At 42.7% G+C, this 20,873-nt stretch carries 23 protein-coding genes; 7 read left to right on the top strand and 16 right to left on the bottom strand.

Annotation, left to right across the window (positions count from 1 at the left end; genetic code table 11):
- Positions 1–6 precede the first annotated feature (6 nt).
- From plsX to INP83_RS05195, 11 genes are all read right to left on the bottom strand, one after another.
- On the bottom strand, positions 7–945 hold the full coding sequence (gene plsX / locus INP83_RS05145) for a phosphate acyltransferase PlsX (RefSeq protein ID WP_219126562.1): 939 nt from the start codon (positions 943–945) through the stop codon (positions 7–9).
- A gap of 16 nt (positions 946–961) precedes the next feature.
- Positions 962–1,153 carry a 50S ribosomal protein L32 gene (gene rpmF, locus INP83_RS05150; protein ID WP_146269213.1) on the bottom strand — a complete coding sequence of 64 codons (192 nt, stop codon included), beginning with the start codon at positions 1,151–1,153 and terminating at the stop codon, positions 962–964.
- Between the two features lie 12 nt (positions 1,154–1,165).
- A complete protein-coding gene (locus INP83_RS05155; RefSeq protein ID WP_219126563.1) occupies positions 1,166–1,687 on the bottom strand; it encodes a DUF177 domain-containing protein in 522 nt (173 codons plus the stop codon).
- Positions 1,688–1,993: 306 nt separating this feature from the next.
- Complete coding sequence (locus INP83_RS05160; RefSeq protein WP_146269211.1) at positions 1,994–2,977, bottom strand: pyruvate dehydrogenase complex E1 component subunit beta; 984 nt, start codon at positions 2,975–2,977, stop codon at positions 1,994–1,996.
- 96 nt (positions 2,978–3,073) lie between these two features.
- The gene (locus INP83_RS05165; RefSeq protein ID WP_219126564.1) at positions 3,074–3,778 is read right to left on the bottom strand and encodes a peptidoglycan DD-metalloendopeptidase family protein; all 705 of its coding nucleotides are present in this window, start codon (positions 3,776–3,778) and stop codon (positions 3,074–3,076) included.
- 4 nt (positions 3,779–3,782) lie between these two features.
- Complete coding sequence (gene rbfA, locus INP83_RS05170; RefSeq protein WP_117391900.1) at positions 3,783–4,160, bottom strand: 30S ribosome-binding factor RbfA; 378 nt, start codon at positions 4,158–4,160, stop codon at positions 3,783–3,785.
- Positions 4,161–4,397: 237 nt separating this feature from the next.
- Positions 4,398–5,624, bottom strand: coding sequence for an FtsX-like permease family protein (locus tag INP83_RS05175; RefSeq protein WP_219126565.1), 1,227 nt, complete (start codon positions 5,622–5,624; stop codon positions 4,398–4,400).
- Positions 5,625–5,650: 26 nt separating this feature from the next.
- Positions 5,651–6,286, bottom strand: coding sequence for an MBL fold metallo-hydrolase (locus tag INP83_RS05180; protein WP_146269208.1), 636 nt, complete (start codon positions 6,284–6,286; stop codon positions 5,651–5,653).
- 116 nt (positions 6,287–6,402) lie between these two features.
- Positions 6,403–6,999: a gliding motility lipoprotein GldD gene (gene gldD / locus INP83_RS05185; protein WP_219126566.1), complete on the bottom strand. Its 597-nt coding sequence runs from the start codon at positions 6,997–6,999 to the stop codon at positions 6,403–6,405.
- Positions 6,975–7,778, bottom strand: coding sequence for a shikimate dehydrogenase (locus INP83_RS05190; protein ID WP_370630585.1), 804 nt, complete (start codon positions 7,776–7,778; stop codon positions 6,975–6,977). The genes gldD and INP83_RS05190 overlap by 25 nt, the downstream gene beginning before the upstream one ends.
- A 57-nt stretch (positions 7,779–7,835) precedes the next feature.
- The gene (locus tag INP83_RS05195) at positions 7,836–8,483 is read right to left on the bottom strand and encodes a methyltransferase domain-containing protein (RefSeq protein WP_219126567.1); all 648 of its coding nucleotides are present in this window, start codon (positions 8,481–8,483) and stop codon (positions 7,836–7,838) included.
- A gap of 151 nt (positions 8,484–8,634) precedes the next feature.
- On the opposite strand from INP83_RS05195, the gene INP83_RS05200 reads away from it, so the two are divergent.
- The 3 genes from INP83_RS05200 to INP83_RS05210 are packed head-to-tail and all read left to right on the top strand — an operon-like array spanning position 8,635 to position 11,592.
- Positions 8,635–9,834, top strand: coding sequence for a glycosyltransferase (locus tag INP83_RS05200; protein ID WP_219126568.1), 1,200 nt, complete (start codon positions 8,635–8,637; stop codon positions 9,832–9,834).
- A gap of 44 nt (positions 9,835–9,878) precedes the next feature.
- The gene (locus tag INP83_RS05205) at positions 9,879–11,099 is read left to right on the top strand and encodes a HAMP domain-containing sensor histidine kinase (protein WP_146269203.1); all 1,221 of its coding nucleotides are present in this window, start codon (positions 9,879–9,881) and stop codon (positions 11,097–11,099) included.
- A complete protein-coding gene (locus INP83_RS05210; RefSeq protein WP_219126569.1) occupies positions 11,077–11,592 on the top strand; it encodes a DinB family protein in 516 nt (171 codons plus the stop codon). The genes INP83_RS05205 and INP83_RS05210 overlap by 23 nt, the downstream gene beginning before the upstream one ends.
- A gap of 43 nt (positions 11,593–11,635) precedes the next feature.
- Here the strand turns inward: INP83_RS05210 and INP83_RS05215 are convergent, their stop codons facing one another.
- Complete coding sequence (locus INP83_RS05215) at positions 11,636–11,992, bottom strand: DUF6249 domain-containing protein (protein WP_255563259.1); 357 nt, start codon at positions 11,990–11,992, stop codon at positions 11,636–11,638.
- Positions 11,993–12,321: 329 nt separating this feature from the next.
- Between INP83_RS05215 and INP83_RS05220 the strand changes: the two genes are divergently transcribed.
- The 3 genes from INP83_RS05220 (at position 12,322) to INP83_RS05230 (ending at position 14,580) form a co-directional block, all read left to right on the top strand.
- A complete protein-coding gene (locus INP83_RS05220) occupies positions 12,322–12,903 on the top strand; it encodes an RNA polymerase sigma factor (protein ID WP_219126570.1) in 582 nt (193 codons plus the stop codon).
- The gene (locus INP83_RS05225; RefSeq protein ID WP_219126571.1) at positions 12,900–13,406 is read left to right on the top strand and encodes a hypothetical protein; all 507 of its coding nucleotides are present in this window, start codon (positions 12,900–12,902) and stop codon (positions 13,404–13,406) included. Before INP83_RS05220 ends, INP83_RS05225 begins: the two co-directional genes overlap by 4 nt.
- A 316-nt stretch (positions 13,407–13,722) precedes the next feature.
- Positions 13,723–14,580: a DUF2911 domain-containing protein gene (locus INP83_RS05230; RefSeq protein WP_146269199.1), complete on the top strand. Its 858-nt coding sequence runs from the start codon at positions 13,723–13,725 to the stop codon at positions 14,578–14,580.
- 60 nt (positions 14,581–14,640) lie between these two features.
- Here INP83_RS05230 and INP83_RS05235 read toward each other — a convergent pair whose 3' ends face one another.
- The 4 genes from INP83_RS05235 to INP83_RS05250 all read right to left on the bottom strand — a co-directional run bounded on the left by INP83_RS05235 (position 14,641) and on the right by INP83_RS05250 (position 20,236).
- Positions 14,641–15,582, bottom strand: coding sequence for a cation diffusion facilitator family transporter (locus INP83_RS05235; protein WP_219126572.1), 942 nt, complete (start codon positions 15,580–15,582; stop codon positions 14,641–14,643).
- Positions 15,583–15,638: 56 nt separating this feature from the next.
- Positions 15,639–17,345: a sodium:solute symporter gene (locus INP83_RS05240; RefSeq protein WP_219126573.1), complete on the bottom strand. Its 1,707-nt coding sequence runs from the start codon at positions 17,343–17,345 to the stop codon at positions 15,639–15,641.
- A gap of 111 nt (positions 17,346–17,456) precedes the next feature.
- Positions 17,457–17,657: a hypothetical protein gene (locus INP83_RS05245; RefSeq protein ID WP_219126574.1), complete on the bottom strand. Its 201-nt coding sequence runs from the start codon at positions 17,655–17,657 to the stop codon at positions 17,457–17,459.
- A 65-nt stretch (positions 17,658–17,722) separates the two neighbouring features.
- Positions 17,723–20,236 (bottom strand): PIG-L family deacetylase, encoded by a 2,514-nt coding sequence (locus INP83_RS05250; RefSeq protein ID WP_219126575.1) that lies wholly within the window; start codon positions 20,234–20,236, stop codon positions 17,723–17,725.
- A 171-nt stretch (positions 20,237–20,407) separates the two neighbouring features.
- Between INP83_RS05250 and INP83_RS05255 the strand changes: the two genes are divergently transcribed.
- Positions 20,408–20,869, top strand: a complete 462-nt coding sequence (locus tag INP83_RS05255) for an acetyltransferase (RefSeq protein ID WP_219126576.1) — start codon at positions 20,408–20,410, stop codon at positions 20,867–20,869.
- The last annotated feature ends 4 nt before the right edge of the window (positions 20,870–20,873 follow it).

Consider the following 20,873-nt stretch of genomic DNA (forward strand, 5'->3'; position numbering starts at 1 on the left):
GATTTTTTACTGAAAAGCCAGTTTTATTTTGTCAACAAGATTGGTCTCGATCATGTTTTTAGAAAGGAGCACCATATTCTTGATAGCCTCGGGGCTTGAGATGCCGTGGCCAACAACAACAGGGGCGTTTACACCTAAGATAGGGCTGCCGCCATATTGCTCATAATTAAAACGATCAAGAAATTCGTCTTTTAACTTCTTTTTAAGGGTAATAACGTAAAACGATTCTGCCAGTTTAAGGATCACGTTTCCTGTAAAGCCATCGCATACAATAACATCGTTATTATCGTTAAACAGGTCGCGGCCTTCTACGTTGCCCACAAAGTTAAATAATTTGGTATCCTTCATTAAAGGGTAGGTTGCAAGGCTTAATAAATTGCCTTTTTCCTCTTCTTCGCCTATATTCATAAGCGCTACACGAGGGTTTTGGATACCATAAACAGATTCGGCCAGCAGGCTGCCTAAAACGCCAAATTGCAAAAGCGTATCAGGCTTGCAATCGGCATTGGCTCCTACATCTAAAATAATACCCAAACCTCCTTTAAGTTTGGGTACTATGGTAGTCATGGCCGGGCGTATAACGCCGGGTATATTTTTTACGCTGAACATACTGCCAACCAGCATAGCACCTGTATTCCCTGCCGACGAAAATGCATCAATAGCACCTTCTTTAAGCATCTGGAAACCTACGGCAATACTTGAGTTGGGTTTCTGTACAATCGCTTTAGTTGGGTGTTCGCCCATACCAATAACCTCGGTTGTATGTACAAACTCAAAGTTATCGGCACTAAAGTTATTTTCATTGAGAATAGCAAGGGCTATATCCTTGGCGCCAATTAGCACAAGCTTTTGCCCGGCGGTTAATGTTTTACAAGCTTCGATGGCCCCTAAAACTGCCGCTTTAGGAGCGTAATCACCGCCCATAATGTCTAAGCCAATCTTCATTCTCAGAAAATTAAACTTAAACTGCTACTGCTTTCTCAATAAGGATTTTGCCGTTGAAGTAAACGTTACCATCAACAGTGTAAGCTCTGTGCGGCAAGTGTACTGCGCCGGTAGTTTGGCAAGTAGTTAATGAAGGAGCGTCAGCTTTGTAATGCGTTCTGCGTTTATCTCTTCTTGATTTTGAAATTTTGCGTTTTGGATGTGCCATAACCTTTTTGTATTATTTTAATTTTTTGAGCGCTTCCCATCTCGGGTCTGCGTTCTGTTCCTGTTCATCATTTACTGAAAGCTTGTTTAAGTTTTTCAGCATTTCCTCATCACATTGTTTGCCGTCGCCCTGGTTGCTGCAATTTGCAATAAACGGCATTGAAACGGTAACATATTCATATATCAACCCGGCAATGTTTATCTCATGATCATTTTTGCCAAGGGTAATAATTTCATCATCTTCGCCCATTTCGTCTTCAGTGAAGCGGGCAATTTGCTGCTCTTGAATATCAACCGGCTGCTGGTACTCTGCCAGACACCTGTCGCAGGTGGCGGCAACCGTACCGGTTATGTCAAAATTAAGGATAAGCATCGTTTCCTGCTTATCAAGCTCTAATTTGCATACCAGGTTAGCCTTTTTTACCAGCGAATATTCAAACTCGCTGAAAAACTCGTCGTTTATCTCGTATTCAAAATAATGCTTGCCCAGCTTTAGGCCAGAGAACGGTATTGAATATGTGCGTAGCGATTTCAATGAGCAACAATTAGCCCGCAAATGTAGGTATTTTTATTAAAACAGGAAAGTGTTTTTTTAATAAGGCAAAGGGTTAAAGAGGAAAGGTAAAAGGTGCGCGAAAATAGTACTCTATTGTCGTTTCGAATAAGCTACAGCAAGAAGAAATCTTCTACGTTATGCGCTTACTTGTTGTATGCAGAAGATTTCTCGTCGCCCCTGCACTCAATAAGCCCGCCCTTCTGCTCTGTCGAAATGACAAAAAGCGGCCTTAAAACAAAAACGCCCTCAGTAAGCGGGCGTTTAAATATATCTGTTTACTGCTAATTACTTAGCAACGTACATTACCTCTTTAACGGCCTTAACCAGGCGCTCTGGGTTTGGTAAGTATTCCTGGATAAGGGTTGGTGCGTACGGCAATGGTACGTCGCCACCGGTTAAGCGCAGGATAGGTGCATCTAAATAATCAAATGCATCTTTTTGTACCTTAAAGGCAACCTCAGTAGCTATTGAACCTAATGGCCAGCTTTCTTCGATGATCACTAAACGGTTTGTTTTCTTAACCGATTCGATAACGGTAGCGTAATCAATAGGGCGAACAGTACGTAAGTCTATAACTTCAGCATTGATGCCTTCTTTTTCTAATTCGGCAGCAGCAGCAATAACCACTTTCATGATCTTACCAAAGCCTACCAACGTAACATCAGTACCTTCTTTAACAACTTTTGCCTTGCCTAATTCTATATAGTAGGTTTCTTCAGGCACCTCGCCTTTATCACCATACATTAATTCAGACTCCATGAAGATCACCGGGTCCGGATCCAAAATAGATGACTTTAAAAGCCCTTTTGCATCATACGGATTTGATGGAACCACAACCTTTAAGCCCGGGCAGTTAGCATACCAGTTTTCAAAACACTGGCTGTGCTGCGAGCTAAGCATACCTGCGTTACCGGTAGGGCCGCGGAATACAATTGGTACAGAGAACTGACCACCACTCATTGACATCATTTTAGCTGCGCCGTTGATGATCTGGTCAATAGCTACCAACGAGAAGTTAAACGTCATGAACTCAATGATAGGGCGTAGGCCATTCATGGCCGAACCGATACCGATACCTGCAAATCCTAACTCAGAGATAGGCGTATCAATGATACGTTTTGCACCAAATTCATCAAGCATACCCTGGCTTACTTTGTAGGCACCGTTGTATTCGGCAACCTCTTCGCCCATAAGGTAGATATTCTGATCGTTGCGCATTTCTTCCTGCATGGCTTCACGTAGCGCTTCTCTGAATTGTATTTCTCTCATTATATTATTAAAATGAAGTTTTTAGCGAGGCAAATATAAGCACTAATGTTAAATATGCAATCGGTATGTATGCATAATAAACCCGTTACATAAAGCTTACGCTTTTATGGCATTAGCAAAGTTTAAAACCAGCTCCGGGTCAGGAATGTTTTGGTCATACTCGCCTCTGCGGCTATAATAGCCTACCCCGGGATAATCGCCATTTGCATCGCCAATATCCAGCATTAGTTGAAAATGAAGATGCGGCGGCCAACTGCCGTTTTCAGAAGCATCACCCAAAGTTGCTATCAGCTGGTTCTTCTGGATCACCATACCTTTATGCAAGCCCTCAATGCTTTTGCGACTTAAATGACCGTACAAGCTATACAGGGTAAAGCCGGTAAACTGATGCAGCAGGATGATGGTTGGCCCATAATCGCCAAAATTGTTGTTATCTGCAAAGCTATGAACGGTGCCAGCAACAGGCGCATAAACCGGCGTGCCAGCCGGCCCCCAGATATCTACCCCCAGGTGCAGGCGGCGCGGTTCACCATCTGCATTAAAAAGCTGACTGCGATTATAAACCGAACGATGTTCCATGTAGCCACCAACTGCATAACGACAATTGTTAACGGCCAGGCGACCATCCACCCAGGCGCTAAAAGCAGCGGTATCTGCTAATAGCTCTGGTGTCAGTTCTGTATTTGAAATGGTAAGATCAAGCGGGTACAGTTTATCATGTACAGGATCCAGATCTACCAATTTCCCAAAAGCGTTAGGATTTGCCTTTATATAAGCTGCCAGCTTTTCGGTAGCAGTCATCAGCTTAGTTTTCGTCGGTATCAGGCTGGCGGTCTTCCTTGCTTATTTTATCGAATATCTTGTCCATACGCTCAACGTACTCATTGGTATCATCCACAAAAAACTCAAGCTGCGGGATAACCCTTACCTGGTCTTTAATGCGCGCGCCCAATTTATAACGTATCTCTGATGCGTGCGACTTTACGGTTGCCAGCGACTGCTGCGTATTGGTATGATTAAAAAAGCTGAGGAAAACACGTGCAATTGCCAGATCTGGCGTAACGCGTACTTTAGTGATGGTAACCAGTGTGTTTGGCAGGTAGTTCATGCCCTCGCGCTGAAATATTGCGGCCAGGTCTTCCTGAATTACCCCGGCAAATTTTTGCTGACGTTTAGATTCCATAGTATTGTAACGCCCTTTGGGCGATTGAGTTTTTAATTAATTGATAAGCCGGGTAATACCTAAAGCTATGATTTTATTTTAATAGTTACTGCTGGGATAACACCCTAATCCCTGTTGGTTAAAATAACTTGTGTTAACTGCCCGCAGATTTGACTCACCCCGACATCGCTCTCGCTTGTTGCCCCTCTCTTCGCTGCGCGGAAAGAGGGGATCGAATAAGCTTTCGACTTTGAACTTTTACAAGTCTTTCTTAAGCTCATCCAATTGCCTTACGCTTAAACGTGCGCTTATACCTGAAGCGATAACCGCTATACCTATCACGGTTAAAAAAACAAGGCCAAAATCGCTTAGTTTAAATGCTACCGGATAGGCATCCAACACAGACAGACTTGAGCCCATTTTGATCAGTTTGAAATACATCTGAGCCAAACAAACGATGGTACCAATAGCTAAGCCTGCAACGCACCCAATAAGCGATATCATCATCCCCTCTAAAAAGAAGATGCCTTGTATCAATGATTTATTGGCACCAAGGCTGGTTAAAATGGCAATGTCCTTTCGCTTATCTATCACCAGCATAGTCAACGAGCCTACAATGTTAAACAGCGCTATAATAAGCACAAAAACGAGGATCATGAATATTGACCAGCGCTCAAAATTGATGGTTTTGTACAAGCTGGTATTCTGCTCCTTCCTGTTTTTAACCGTGTAGTTCTTTTCAATTTTTTCAAGGATGCTTTCCTGCACTTCATCCAGATCGGTGCCCGGCTTAAAGTTAATGTCTAAAGAGGATACCCGGTTTGGTTCGTCAAGCAGGTCGCGGGTAAACTCGAGCGGTGTGATAACGATATCATCAAAATCAGCCTGTATGCCAAACACGCCCGAAGGTTGTATTGAACGGAACACAAAATCGTTTATGGGATTGGTTGAGTTGCCGGCAGTACGTTTTGGCGAAAAAACCTGCATGGGCGTAAACTGGTCTTTCAAACTTACACCAAGGGAACCTTGCACCGTTGCGCCGATGACGGCATAATCTGCACCCTTATCTTTAAGCGTAAATGAACCGAACTGTATAGTACTATCTAAATGGCGGCCTTTTAAAAAATCGTCGCTTACGCCTTTAACGGTACCTATGAAAGAACGATCGGCATATTTGATCAACGCGCGCTCCTGCAACACTTCGGTAAACGAAACAATGCGCGGGTCTTTTCTAAGCGCTTGAAAATATGGCTCGTCGGGATTAAAGGTCTTACCGAGGCGCGGTTCTATCTTAAGCTCGGGTGTAAAGTTGCTGTACAAACTCAGGATCACCTTTTCCAAACCGTTAAAGACTGACAAAATAATGATCAATGCCGCACTACCCACCAATACACCCAACATGGATATACCCGATATGATGTTAATGGCGTGTGTTTGTTTCTTAGAGAACAGGTAACGCTTAGCTATGTAAATGGAGGTGTTCAATGTGCTTGGATGATTGCCTTTATAACCTACAGATAGGGATTATGTTGTTTTTCGAAACCGATTGTTGTTTCGGGACCGTGGCCAGGATAAACGGTACAATCATCAGGCAGGGCGAAAAGTTTTTCTTCGATGCTTTTGATAAGTGTAGAATAGTTGCCACCCGGCAGATCGGTACGTCCGATACTTTGGCGGAATAGCACATCGCCCCCTATCAAAATATTATCTTTCTTATCGTAAAAACATAAGCTGGCAGGCGAATGGCCCGGTGCAAAGATCAGCTCTAACGTGGTATCCCCGAAGATTATGGTGCCGGTTTCCGGTAGAAAGGTATCAGGCAAAGGCGAAGCATCGTACCTGAAACCCATGGCCGGGGCATATGCCACTACAGCAGCAAGCGTTTCTGATTCCCCTTCATGAAATTGAGGTTTTAGTCCGTACTGCTCAAACACAAAGCGGTTGCCCAGTATATGGTCTACATGGCAGTGTGTATTCAGTAGCAATACCGGTTTAAGGTTATTATCCTTAATAAAATTTACAACGGCATCCTGCTCGGGCCGTGTATACATACCCGGATCGATGATAGCGCATTCGCCTGTTTCATCAAAAAGGATATAGGTATTCTCCTGGTAAGGATTATTAACAAAGGACTGAACTTTAGCCATGGGGCAAAGGTAGGGTATTGAGTTGAAAGGTAAAGGGTGAAAGCTAAAAGGCAAAAGGTTTTTGCGGGCGGGGATTACAAAACCCTTAACCTTTCGCCTCTTATCTTCTAACTTTCCTATTTCCACTTAAAACTCTTGATCATCACATCTACATCCTTTTTGATAAAAGTAAGAACAGGCTGTATCGAATCGAGGCGTGGCTCAGTATTGAAATATAGTGCGCCCCTGAGATAATGCTTGGTGCTATCAGTAAGGAAAAACTGGGCGGATGATGCAGCATTGCCGTCGATAGTGTAATATATGCCGTAAACTTTACGATCGGGGTAGTGGATAACGCCTTCGTCAATGGAGGTCGCTTTTACCGTATGTTTAAAGCTAAGTTTATGCGCGTCTTCTATCAGTTCATTGAATTCCTTTTTAGATGTTACAGGCTGATAGCTTAAGTGCAGTGTTGCATTAAATTGCGGGAACTGGATATTTTGCCAGCAGAGCTTAGCCCCGGGCGACTTGTCGGCCTCTATTTTACCATAAACAGGATATTGAAAGGTAAACGGACAACCCTGGTTATATTCCTGGTAGGCCTTTTTAGGAAACTTGATGCGGAAATATCCACGGGGCTTAGGCGAAAAGTCGTTACCACCGCAACCAACCGCTAAGAAAGCGAAGGTTAGCACCATCAGGAAACCTTTTATTTTATTTTGTTTGAATTCCATATTTCCCAGGCTTTTTCGGCTTGTAAAACCAACATTTCGTAACCGTTTTTTATTGTTGCGCCGTGTTCTGCACCCTTCTTTAAAAATAAGGTTTCTGCAGGATTATATACCAGGTCAAACAATACATTTCTGTGTGTAATTGCTTCGTAAGGTATAGGAGGGCACTCATCAATATTGGGGTAGGTGCCCAATGGTGTTGTGTTGATGATAAGCCTGTTTTCTTGAATGTGCTCGGCTGTTAATTCATCAAACAAGATGCCGCCTTCAACGCGCTTACGCGTAACGGTGGTATAATTAATTCCCCTGTTCTCTAACGAACATTTAACCGCTCGCGCTGCGCCACCGTCCCCAAGGATGAGGGCTTTATCGAAACTATCATTTATTAATGGCCCTAAGGAAGTATCGAAGCCATATATGTCAGTATTATGGCCTTCAAGAAACAGGTCGTCATTATTAAATGCAACCTCGCCGGAGAAAGCGGTGGAAACCGGGCTCTGTGAAATTACCTTAATACAATTTACTGCGCCAACACGTTTGGCGTCGTGTTCAATCCAATCCAGGTGTTTTAGTACAGATATTTTGTGTGGGATGGTAACATTTAAGCCACATAAATGTGGATGCTTATGTAACAGCTTTGGCAGGTCGTTAATATTTTCTAAAGGATAAAGTTCGTAAGTACAATCTTCAATCCTCTCTTTCTCAAATTTTTCAGTAAAGTATTTTTTTGAGAATGAATGCGAAAGCGGGTAACCTATGAGGCCAAAATGTTTCATCGCCATAATATTAACACAAAAGATGCTGCAGGCATCAGCTGTGCGACAATATTAACGAATTAATTATTTTATACACTCAAATTTTACCACCAGTTCCCAGCGCTTTGGATTTTCAACCAGCTTAAACATCGGGTCGGCAGAATCATTAAATTCACAACGGCGAATGTTCTGAAAACCGGCGTCACGCAATTCTTTTTCGGTCGATTCCCAATCCCAAAGCCAAAGGTGCTCCAGATAGCCAAACAGATGTTTAGCAACTGCCTTAAAATTGCGCGGGCGTACCTCTACGCCCATCATCATCCTTTTTATCAGGCGGACAGACGCTTCAGGATCATGCTTAACGTCTTTGTCAGTGATATAATCCCGCACTAAAACTTCCAGATCCGGCATAATAATGCGGAATATTCCGCCTGGCTTCAGCATTTTATAGGTATTGCGCAGCGCTATTCTGAAATGCTCTAATGACATATGTTCGAGTACGTGCGAACAGTACACACCATCAGCAGAACCGTCCATAATGCCCGGCAAACCTTTGGTTATATCGCCATATTTTACGTTTTTATCAAACACCTGGCCTAGGCTTTTCTTTAGTAAAAATCCTAAAACGGGTGTGTTTTGGATTACCAGGGTGGGCGATACATCAAAGTTTTTCCATTCGGCAGGTGCGGTTTGGCCGCAGCCGTAGTGCACGTAAATTTTGTTATCAGACATTTGTTATCTTGTGGCAGTGTTAACGGGTTTAAAGGTAATCCAATTTTAACTAACAAGCCTATAGTTTAAACGTGTATTTATCACTTTAGGTTACATAAAACACATCCATATATAACACTTAGCCGTATAAAGTAAAAATTTATTACACCCCATGCTTAACAACCGAAATATACTTTGCATTAGTGGTACTGAGTGGAATGGCAACTATATTAAGGCAGTTGTAGAATTAATGAAAGTGTTATCAGTAAACAACAACGTGTTGTTTGTAGAGAACGCCTACACTTACAAGGATGCCCTGATGGGTGTAAACAACAAAGATAAGATAGACTTTAAACAGGTGTTGGGCTTAAAAAGCCGCATACGCACAGTACAAACAGAAGGAGATGGTACGGTGCACGTACTATTCCCGCCGCTGGTTTTTCCTGTAAGTTTTCTGTCTGACGGGCCTTTGTACCGTCAGTTGCTAAAATTCAATGGTTGGTTGCTAAAACGAACCGTTAGAAAGGCGCTGAAAAAATTGAACATGCAGGATGATCTGATTAACTTCACTTCATTTAACCCGGGCATGGGTGCCATGACAGGGAGAAAGTTCAACGAGAAGTCGCTCATATACCATTGCTATGACGAGATCAAAGGTGCGCACTCCTGGTTAAGTCGGCATGGTTTGCGCCTTGAAGCCATATTTATGAAAATGGCTGATGCGGTAATTGTAACATCGCAAGGACTTTACGAAAGCAAAAAAGACTTTGCCAAACAGTGCTTTATAGTGAAAAATGCCGTAAAGGTTGATCTGTTTAAGAAAGGTTTTAAAGCAGAGCCAAACCGCTCAAAAACGGTAATAGGTTATGTTGGCACCGTTGACGATCGAAGCAACTATGATATTTTAGAACATTTGTTCACCAACATGCCCGATGCAGCATTTGTATTTGTTGGCCGAATTTTGAGCGAGCGAGGGGTTAACATCTTAAAAAAATATCCCAACGTTAAAATAGAGGGTGCCAAACGGCCCGAGGAATTACCTGCCTACCTGCAAACCTTTAGCGTAGGCATTATTCCATTTGTAAAGGATGATCTTACCAAGGGCATTTATCCCATGAAGATAAACGAATATTTGGCAGCAGGGTTGCCTGTAGTGAGCACCAATTTTGGTGACATAAGCGATTTTGCCAGCCTGGTTAAGATTACCGATGATAAGCAGGATTTTTTAGAAGCCTTACTTGCCGAAATTGGCAATGACAATGCTGAAAAGCGCACCGCTCGTTTAAAAACTGCCGAAGGCAACACCTGGAACAAACGTACCGAAGAATTGTCTGATGTTATTGAACGCGTTGAGGCCGGCTTAAAACGTTAAAGATTTTTCGCCCCGTTCAAAAAAATGTGTTATTTACCTTTTCTATGAACCCGTACGAACAGAAACGCCGCTGGAAATATTTTTTGCTTGCCTTTGCCGTAGTTATTGCCAGCGGCTCGGTGTTTTATACCAGTTATCTGGTAAAAAAGATCTCTCAAAGCGAGCGTACCCGTGCACAGGTATGGGCGTTAAGTATGAAACAGCTCGCCAATACTTATGATAACGACTTCTTAACGTACGTTTTGGCTGTGCGGGATAGCCTTGTAGTACCAGCAATTGTAACAGATACCAAGGGCGGTATCAAATTCGTGCGCGGTTTAGACTCAACCAAAACCTATATTAAAATGGATGCGCAAGAGGCAAAACTTGCGCACAAATGGTATGACCCGCAATATTTTAAGGATGAGCTGGAGTATATGAAAAGCCAGCATGAGCCGTTCAAAATAACCATGCTGAACGAGCCATACCTCGTTTATTACAAAGACTCGGCATTATTAACCCAGTTAAAGATCTTCCCCTATATACAGTTATCTGTTATTGCTATATTCTTATTAGTGGCTTATACTGCCTTCAGTTCGTCAAGAAAGTCGGAGCAGAATCAGGTTTGGGTAGGGCTTGCGAAAGAAACGGCGCACCAGTTAGGCACGCCAATATCTTCGCTGATGGCCTGGATAGAGTTGATCAAAGAGAAATTTAATGCGGAGACCGACCCGCTGATGGCAGAGATGGAAAACGATGTGAAGCGGCTGGAGATAGTTGCCGATCGTTTTTCTAAGATAGGCTCAAAACCACAATTAGAGGAGCATTCGGTTTATGCGGTTGTTAAAGAGTTTGTTGATTATTTTAAAGTGAGAGTAAGTTCCCGTATCACTTTTGAAATGACGGGTAACCGCAGGTTAATAGCCGGTTTAAACATACCGTTATTTGATTGGGTGTTAGAGAACCTTTTAAAAAATGCCGTAAATGCCATTGAGGGGCCAGGCACTATTCGCGTGCAGATCACGGGAAATAAGCAAAAGAAATTAATTTTTATCGATATAAGCGACAGTGGAAAAGGTATACCGCGGTCAAAATTTGATACCGTTTTCCAGCCGGGTTATACTACACGTAAACGGGGGTGGGGGCTTGGTTTGTCACTAACCAAACGGATCATACAAAATTACCACAACGGGCAAATATTTGTGAAAGAGTCTGAAGTGGGCAAGGGAACAACTTTCAGGATAGTACTAAAAACCATGAAATATGATAAAGAGGCCAAACTCTGATGACTACGCGCCATATGCGGCCAACTATGTAATCCTTGTTCCGGAAGGAACGGATGTGCTGGCCCTACTTGCGGAAAATCAACAGGCATCATACAGCCTTTTCAGCGGCCTTTCTGAAGAACAGGCTATGTTTGCTTACGCAGAGGGTAAATGGACTTTAAAAGAAGTGCTCGGCCATATGATAGATACGGAGCGTGTATTCTCTTTCAGGGCATTTGTATTTTCACGGGAAGATATCTCCCTGCCGGGATTTGACCAGGAAACTTATGTTGCCAGTACGGATTTCAATAGCCGCAAGATAGCAGACCTGGCTAAGGAATTTAAAGCTGTTCGTGAGGCTACTTTATATCTTTACCGCTCTTTCAGTGAAGAGCAATTAGGCAGATCAGGAGTGGCCAGCGGTGCGCTTGTGAAAGTTGCTGCACTTGTTTACATGACCGCCGGGCATGAGCTTTATCATCTTAATTTAATACAGGAAAAATACCTGCAATAAAAAAAGCGCCGATAAGGCGCTTTTTTTATTTGTTTAAAGCCTTTTACTCTTTGTCCCGGTTATTATAAAGCTCTTTTTTCTCGATAACATAAGAGAGCACTAAGCCAAAACCTCCAAATACAGCTATCAATCCGAAGTAAATTGCTTCGTTCTCATCTCTCGTTGTGCTAAATACTGTGCGGTCTAACAGATAAGCGACAAACAAACCCAAACCGGCACCTATCAGTAATAATCCCCATTTAAGGTTCTGCCATGGAGCTGGTTGCGGTTTGTAACTGCGTGGGTCCATACCACGCTCAATCATCGCCATGCGTTCACGGTTTTTGATGTATACAATTCCAAAAATCATGGCAAACAGGCCCAGCGGCACTAAGATCGGTATTAATAATTCTCCAGGCATAATATTAATTTTTAAGTTATTTCTGTAATGTGATACACCACTGTGGTGTATTTGTATGCTATGACCACATAATTTTCAAGCAGGTTACACCCGGCATAAAAATATTTTCGGAAGAATCTTTATTTGTTTTCTTAGCAGTAAGTGACGGTTGTTGAATAAGCTAAGAAGAGTTTATAAATAATACAATATCGGAAGCTCTTGCAATATGGGCAAAAGATATATAATCCCGCTACGTTGTGCTTTGCTCATTATTATGTGATACTGTTTTATTAATAAAGTAAATTAGCGTGTAACCTGGTCCAGAAAAGTGTAGTCAGAGATGGCGTAATATGCAAAGCAAGCTTGCTGATATAGAACTGATAATACAAACTATCAATGGCAACCAATCGGCCTATGCTGATCTGGTTAAGCGCCACCAACGGTTTGTATTTACGCTTGCCTTGCGTTTTACAAAAAGCCGCGAAGATGCAGAAGAAGTGGCGCAGGATTGTTTTGTTAAAGCATACCGGTCGTTAAATTCATTTCAGCAGCAATCTAAATTTAGCACGTGGTTGTACACCATTGTTTATACCACTGCTATGACCTTTCTACGAAAGAAACGGGTGGACACGTCTTCAATTGATGATGAGCAAACGTTTTTACAATTAGAGAATAAGCCAGGCGGCTTTGACGAAAATAATGCGGAAAACAGGTCGCGGTCTTTTTATTTGAACCAGGCTATTGAGCAATTACTGCCCGATGATGCAGCAATAATCACCATGTTTTACAAGGGCGAACAATCGCTTGATGAGATTGCACAGGTGATGGGTATTGAGGCGAACACCGTGAAGGTTAAACTTTTTAGGGCGCGCCAGCGTTTGAAAGAAAAGCTGGAGCGCAATTTAAAACACGAAGTTAAAGAACTGATATGAACAGCATTGAAGAAAAACTTTGGAACTATATTGATGGCAGCTGCCCGCCGCAAGAACAGCAGGCCATTGAGAAACTGATTGCGACAGATGAAATCTATCGTAGAAAGTACGATGAATTGCTGCAGCTAAATAACGAGTTTATGTTGGCAGAAGTTGACGAGCCGCCAATGGCTTTTACTTACAATGTAATGGAGGCTATAAGAACCGAAAAAGCGATGCAGCCATTAAAGGCTCGTATCGATGGTCGCATAATCTGGGGGATAGCTGCTTTCTTTATTATAACTGTGGTGGCGATGCTTGCCTATACGTTAGGCACAGTAAATTGGTCATCAGGGGCATCTGTGGTTAAACAAGTTGAGCTGCCGGTACAGTTAAATGCAAATAAGCTGAACGGGATATTCACCGGCCCGATAGGAAAGGGATTTTTGTTTTTTTATATGGTAATGGGATTGTTCTTTATTGATTACTATTTGCGACGCCGCAATATGACAAAACCGCAATGATTGTCACACTTTGGGTACAAAATTTCTGATATTACTTAAAAGCTTACGCCAGGTGGCTATAATCGTAATAGCTGAAAGTGCTTGTTAGTGTCTGCAAGACACATTTGGATACAAATGCTAAACTTTGGTACAGTCTTTGTTAAATACTAAGCATACCGGTAAACTTACCGGTTAATTGTGATAAGGTTTAGGTTGAAAGTCCTCCGGAGCAAGTCTGGAGGGCTTTTATTTTTTTAGCCCTTTTTCATAACTGTCAATTAAACCTTTTCATTAAAAAATCATCTTTCAATTATTACCTTAGTGGTAAAATACAATAATGAGAAAAGCCAAACTATATCTTTTTGCTGCGTTTTTAACGTGTGCAAGCCTAAATTTATTTGCGCAACAGCAGGAACCGCGCATCCCGGAAGCAAGTTCTACTCAAACCATTATACAGGATTTTGGATTAGGAAAAATTACAGTAACCTATTCGCGACCAAATGTAAAAGGCCGCAAAATATTTGGTGGCATTAACCCATACGGACAAGTTTGGCGCACAGGTGCCAATGCCGCCACAACTATCAATTTTACTGAAAATGTGATGTTAGAAGGCCATAAAGTGGCTGCAGGCACCTATGCTTTGTTTAGTATACCTGAAAAAGATAAGTGGACCATTATCCTTAATAAAACGGTAAAACAGTGGGGTGCTTACGATTATAAACAGGCTGATGATTACCTGCGTTTTACGGTTAAGCCTATCAATGTAAAGGAGAAACGCGAGACCTTTACCATCGCCTTTGCTAACTCTACCACAAAAAGTACAGATATGTACATTATTTGGGACCATACCGCAGTGCCTATCAGTATGCAAACTGATGACGATGCCCAGATAACTGCCAACATCGAAAAACTGATGCAGGGCGAGATCAGGAAGCGCCCTTATTTCAACGCGATACAGTATTACTACGAAAACGATAAGGATCTAAAAAAAGCAATGCAATGGGCTATTGAAGCCGAGAAGCTTGAGCCAAAAGCACCATGGTTCAAATTATGGAAAGCTCGTATACAGCTAAAGATGGGTGATAGGGCAGCTGCCATAGCAACCGCGCAAGAAGGTATCAAACTTGCAAAAGCAAGCAACGACGACGAATACGTTAGATTGAACGAAGCAGTTATTGATCAGGCTAAAAATTAATTGCGGTGCAAACAGTATGCCTCCGATAGTCGGCAAATAATAGAAAGCTCTGGGTAAATCTCAGGGCTTTTTTATTTCGCTTACAAAGCTGCCGGGCAAAAGGCTGTAAGTTTGTGGCTGGATGAATACGAGCTTTATCAACGGGTAAGCTTGTTTAATAGCTTTTCGTATCCTTTCTATTGATGCAGTTATATCTTCCGTGTCAATAGCCGGTTCAAAATCAATGATCAGCATTAGTATCACGTCATCAGGCGCCTGGTAGGTCGATAGCACATTTACAACTTTGATAACAGCTTTATCCTGCTCAGCAAGTGTGCATATTTTACGCTGTGTTTCGGGTGCAATGCCTTCACCCATCAGCAAGCTCCGGCTTTCTCGGGCCAATATCGCCGATGTAAATACCAGTAACAATCCTACCAAAACTGATGCAACGCCATCCAGATAAGGCAAGTTAAAATTATGGCCTATTACCATTAGTATAAATACGATGAGCAAACCTAAAACTGCCGCGCCATCCTCAAACAAAACCAGGAAACTACTTGGGTCTTTGCTTTTAACAATGGCTTTCCACCAACTAAGGCCATTGCGCACCTGGTTAAATTCTTTGGCCGCAATTATAAATGAGCTCCCCTCAAATATCAGCGAGAGGCCTAATACAATATAATTCCAAAGCGGGTTTTCTACGGGTTCTGGCCGGATAATATGCTGAATGCCCTGGTAAATGGAGATGCCTCCGCCTAAGCCAAATATTAATATAGAGACTATGAACGACCAGAAATAAAGTTCTTTACCATACCCAAACGGGTGGGTGGCATCGGGTTCTTTCTTACTGCGCTTAAGTCCGTACAGCAGTAAAACCTGGTCTACGGTATCTACTAAAGAATGGATGCCTTCCGATATCATCGAAGAACTCCTGGTGAACCCTCCGGCTATAAATTTAGTTACAGCAATAAGCAGGTTGGCAATAAGCGCACTATATATTGATTTTCTGTTTTTAGCCATTTAGCAGTTGTGTAACTACTAAAGTTTAAAACGGCATTTCTGTTTCAGAAATTAGTTTAAGCTTTTATCAGATCAGACTTGTTGCCTGGAGTAGCGATGTTGATGATAACAGCAATGATGATAACTCCTATGCAGCCAATTGCATTAAGCCAAAGGTAGGCAACCGTTTCGTAATAACCCATCACGCAAATAATGGCCTCCGTAATTACTGCCGCTATAAATACCGGCGTTGCTCTTACGTTTTTTAGATAAAAGGCAACTACGAAAACTCCTAAAATTGTGCCGTAGATGTAAGAGCCTAACTGGTTAACAGCCTCAAGCAAGTTGCCTATCTTACTTGCGTAGAGCGCCATACCTATACAAACTAATCCCCAGAATAATGTAGATAGCCTTGATGCCATCACATAATTCCGTTCAGATGCGTTGGGTTTTAAAACGCGTTTGTAGATATCAACTACGGTTGTTGAAGCAAGGGAATTTAACCCGCTGGCCGTTGAACCCATTGATGCCAGAAATATGATGGCGATAAGCAAACCAATTAAGCCTTTAGGCAGGTATTGCGTAACAAAGGTTAAGAACACATAATTAGTATCGTTAACATTATCATTACCGCTGCTTTTTTTGATCACACTTACCGCTTGCTTGCGGATAGTATCCAGATTGGCATTAGCTGTTTTGAGCGCAGCTTTGGCAGAAACTAACCGGGAATTGTCGGCACTTTTTTCGGCCTTACTAAAGGTTTCTACTATAGCCTTCTTTTCAGCAAAGGCTTTATTATAATCGCTTTCGAGTTTATTAAACGCATTTGCATATGGCGTTTTCTTTATCTGCTCAACTTCGTAATTATTAAAAAAAACCGGCGGGCGATTAAATTGGTAGAACGTGAAAACCAGCACACCTAAAAGCAGTATCAGAAACTGCATGGGTATCTTGATAAGCCCATTCATGATGAGGCCCAAACGGCTTTGACCAACTGAGCTGCCCGTGAGATATCGGCCAACCTGACTTTGATCAGTGCCGAAGTAGGAGAGCTGCAGAAAGAAACCGCCAATGATGCCGCTCCAGATGTTATATCGGTTATTGGGATCAAATTTCCAATCAATGATATTCATGCGGCCTTCGGTACCGGCAATCTTTATGGCATCAATAAAGCCAACTTGTTTCGGCAGCAGGTATACCACAAAGCAACCAGCAGTAAACATCCCCAAAAAAATGATACTCATTTGCAGCAGTTGCGTATACGATACGGCCTTAGCACCACCGTAAACGGTGTAAAAAAGTACCAGTCCGCCGATGAAAAGTGTAGTGTAAGTGGTATTGATATGCAATATGCCAGACAGGATAATGGCTGGGGCATAAATAGTGATGGCAGTTGAAAGCCCACGCTGTATCAAGAAAAGCAATGCAGTTAAAGCACGGGTTTTAAGGTCAAACCGTTTCTCTAAAAACTCATACGCGGTGTAAACCTTAAGGTGATGGAATATAGGCACAAAGGTGATACACAGCACGATCATAGCCAGCGGCAGGCCGAAGTAAAACTGTACAAAGCGCATCCCATCACTGTAAGCCTGCCCCGGAGCCGATAGAAAAGTTATAGCGCTGGCTTGCGTTGCCATAACAGAAAGGCCTACATGGTACCATGGTAAGGAGCGGTCGCCGGCCAGGTAATGATCTATATTATTACTACGGCCACTTTTCCAGATGCCGTAGCTAACAATACCCAGCAGGGTTAGGGCAAGAACTATCCAATCGGTTAAGCTCATTCAAATGCATTTGTAATGAGCCAAAATATAAAAATTAAAAAAACCAGCCATACGATAACTATACCGTAAAACTGGTTCCAGTTTTTTATGAATGAAGGAAGGTCTGTTTCGTTAGACCTCTTCACGGCCTTTCACTAAAAATTTAAGGAAAATAGCTGCAGTTAGTAAGCCTAAAACACCACCAACAGGTATCCAGATAAAGCCTCTTTCAATAACAGCGCCTACAAATAAGCCACATACCAATGCTACAAGGTAATAGATATAATCGTAGCTTTTTTCTTCTTCGTGATGTGGGTGATGATGATGTGACATAGTATGTTAATTATATAATGCGTTGCAAATTTAAATTAATAACCAATTGCTGCCTAATGCAATTATCAGTTTTTAGGCTTACTCAATAAATTTATAAATAAGCGGTAAGCGCCGGGTACACCTGCAGGCAATTCTCTAAAGAAAGCCAGCGATGTATACACAAAACGCCCTTTGCCATAATTTGTTACAAGAAGGGAACCTTTGTTGGGTGCCATCCCGGTATCGTTCATTTGCAACGGGGTAGCATATTTACTGTCGATATTGTCAGCAAAATAAAGGCCTCGCTCTTGTATCCATCCGTTAAAGTCGGCATCTGTTATTTTGTTTGGATAATTTAACGCCGGGTTCTGCTGATCGGTAAGTGTTACTTTCGCATCTTCCTCGGTAACGCGCTGGTTTACGATATTGAACGGATAAGGCCCTATATCGCGGGTGACCAAGCCATTATTTACGTTGTATTGCACCACTACATTACCACCATTTTTTACATATTCCATTAATCGCGGCTGCTGGTATGCAATACGTTGGTTAACATTAAATGCCCTCACGCCAAGTACAATGGCATCATATGCTGACAGGTCGCTGTTAGCAATTTCATTTTCGTTTAAAATGTGCATATCATAGCCAACTTCACGTAACGACTCTGGGATCAGGTCGCCGGCGCCGGGAATGTAGCCTATTTTTTTGCCAGCTGTTTTCAGGTCGATGCTCACCAATTTTGCCTCTGCCGGCGGAAAAATTGTGATAGCAGGGATATGGTTATACCGAATATCTAAAATGCTTTGCGAGGAAGTTTTACCATTCGCAATCACTTCTGCCTGTAATTGCGCCGTGCTGGTTTTAGTGTCATTAGGTGCAATGCTAAACGCCGCAGCCCATTCATCACCTTTTTGCTTGTTGCTAAAATCGATCTTCGCCGGGCTGATCTTCCAGCCGTTGACCGGCTTTAAGTTAATGCTGCCACTAACGTTGGTAAAGCTCTTTAATTTAAGCTGAACTGTTTGTGGTTGCGTGCTGTTAAAAATGTAAACCTTTTCGGCAATGTTGGCCGTTACCGGAGGAGTTATTTCTAATGGCTGATAGATCTCACCGCGAGCTGGATCAACGTACTTATAATCGATAACACGTTTATAACGGAGCGTTTTGCCGTAGATATTGAAGCTAAACCAAATGGCCGGGGCATCCGGGTTCTCCGGGTTACCAACCTTTTTGTCATCATTTATAGCATAGCTGCCTAAACTGCGTGGCGACTCCAGCCAATAAGGCTGTGAGACCCTTTCAGCGGGTAAGGTATAACCCCAATTCTTTAGCTCGCCTTTTTTCAAGGTACTATCTGCATGACCAATAAATGTGTCCGAATTTTCAAAGCCAAAAAGTTTGATTGGTATTTCCCCGTTGTTTATCGCCTGTAGTTGAACATCGATTTTATCTCCTACCGCATAAACGGGCTCTTTAGCGTACGCCTCAAACCACAAACCAGCACACTGCGCTATCAGGTCTTTAAGCTCTTTTGTTTTTTGTTTGTGCCAGTAATCGTAGCTTGAGTTGGCTACTTCGGTTAACCTTACAGTTTGGAAAGCTTTGTTGGTAGCTACGGTTTGGTCAATATCACCCAACAGGTCTACCAACGATTTTACTGAAGCCTGCGGTGCATCGCTGTTAAATGCTTTGTTGATAGCCGCCAATTTAGTTGCGATGGCTGCGCCGAACGGGATCCTGTTCCAGCTTACATCCACGCCATCCATCAGGTCGGTTTTAGGGGCATCGCCTAAAATGGTTTTAAAATATTCAAAGGCATCACCCCGCTGGCGTGCCGAGCCAAAGCCCTGGGTTTTGTGGTTACTGCGGCTTTCAGCAGCTATTTCGCCATAGCTTTTGCCTAATACGGGGTTGTAACCACCTACGTTTATCTTAAACTGATCTGGCGATGTGGTGTTTACGCTGCCAAAACTAAACGTATTCCATAACAAACGTTTTGCCTGCCAAACGCCAACATATTTTAATTGCTCCGGGTAGCGCTTTGGGTCGGCGGCGGCACTGAATGCCTCCTGTGCTAATATAGCTGAAGCCGTATGGTTGCCGTGGCCTCCCTCACCTGTTGTAGGGAAACGGCATATCATCACATCGGGCCTAAAGTTGCGTATCACCCATACCATATCACCCAGCACTTTATCCTTGTCCCAAAATTTTAAAGTTTCTTCGGGATTTTTAGAAAATCCGAAGTCGTTAGCGCGGCTAAAAAACTGCTCTGCGCCATCTACACGGCGGGCAGCAAGTAGTTCCTGAGTACGTATCAAGCCCAGCAGTTCGCCTTGTTCTGTTCCTATTAGATTTTGGCCACCGTCACCGCGGGTAAGGGACAGGTAACCGGTGCGGTAATGTTTCTCCTGAGCCAGGTAACCCAATAATCGTGTATTCTCGTCATCCGGGTGGGCGGCTATATACAGTACGCTACCCAGTACGTTAAGCTTTTTAAGATTTTGTTTGATAGAACCGATATCAGATGGCGGTGCGGTTTGGGAGAAGGCCCTTGAGCAAACTATCAAAAGGGTAAACGTTAACGGCAATAGGCGTTTCATGCCCGCAAATATATCTGAAAGATAGCGTGATATATATAAGTTAATTGTAAAACGATGCTTTGGTAACGGTGCGCGGTGTTCACGTTCACGCCATGAACACTCGTGAACACCGTGAACGGTAGTTTATAAATTAAGAAGCTATACCTAAGGTTAATTTTTTATCTTTAGCGTATGCAGACTACCATCCGCCAACCACAAATTAGTGAATACCCGCTGTTGCTTGATCTTTGGGAAGCATCGGTAAGGGCAACTCACCATTTTCTTGCTGAAGGAGATGTCGAATTTTATCGGCCGCTGGTTGCTACCTACCTGCCCTTACTCAAGGTTTACTGTGCCGCCGATGATAATGGTATTAACGGTTTTATAGCCATAGGTGAGGAAATGATACAGGCTTTATTTGTGCACCCGGATGCAAGGGGAAAAGGTATAGGAAAACTACTGATAGATCATGCAATTGTACAGCTGAATATCATCAAGGTTGATGTTAACGAACAGAACCAGCAGGCGCTGGGCTTTTATGAACGTTTGGGTTTCAGGGTAATTGGGCGCAGCGAAATTGACGGAGCAGGCAAACCATATCCTATTTTAAATATGGAATTAAATTACGAACTATCAGATTATCCTCAGCCGTAGGCTA

Source organism: Mucilaginibacter sp. 21P (assembly GCF_019331605.1).
Classification (GTDB): domain Bacteria; phylum Bacteroidota; class Bacteroidia; order Sphingobacteriales; family Sphingobacteriaceae; genus Mucilaginibacter; species Mucilaginibacter achroorhodeus.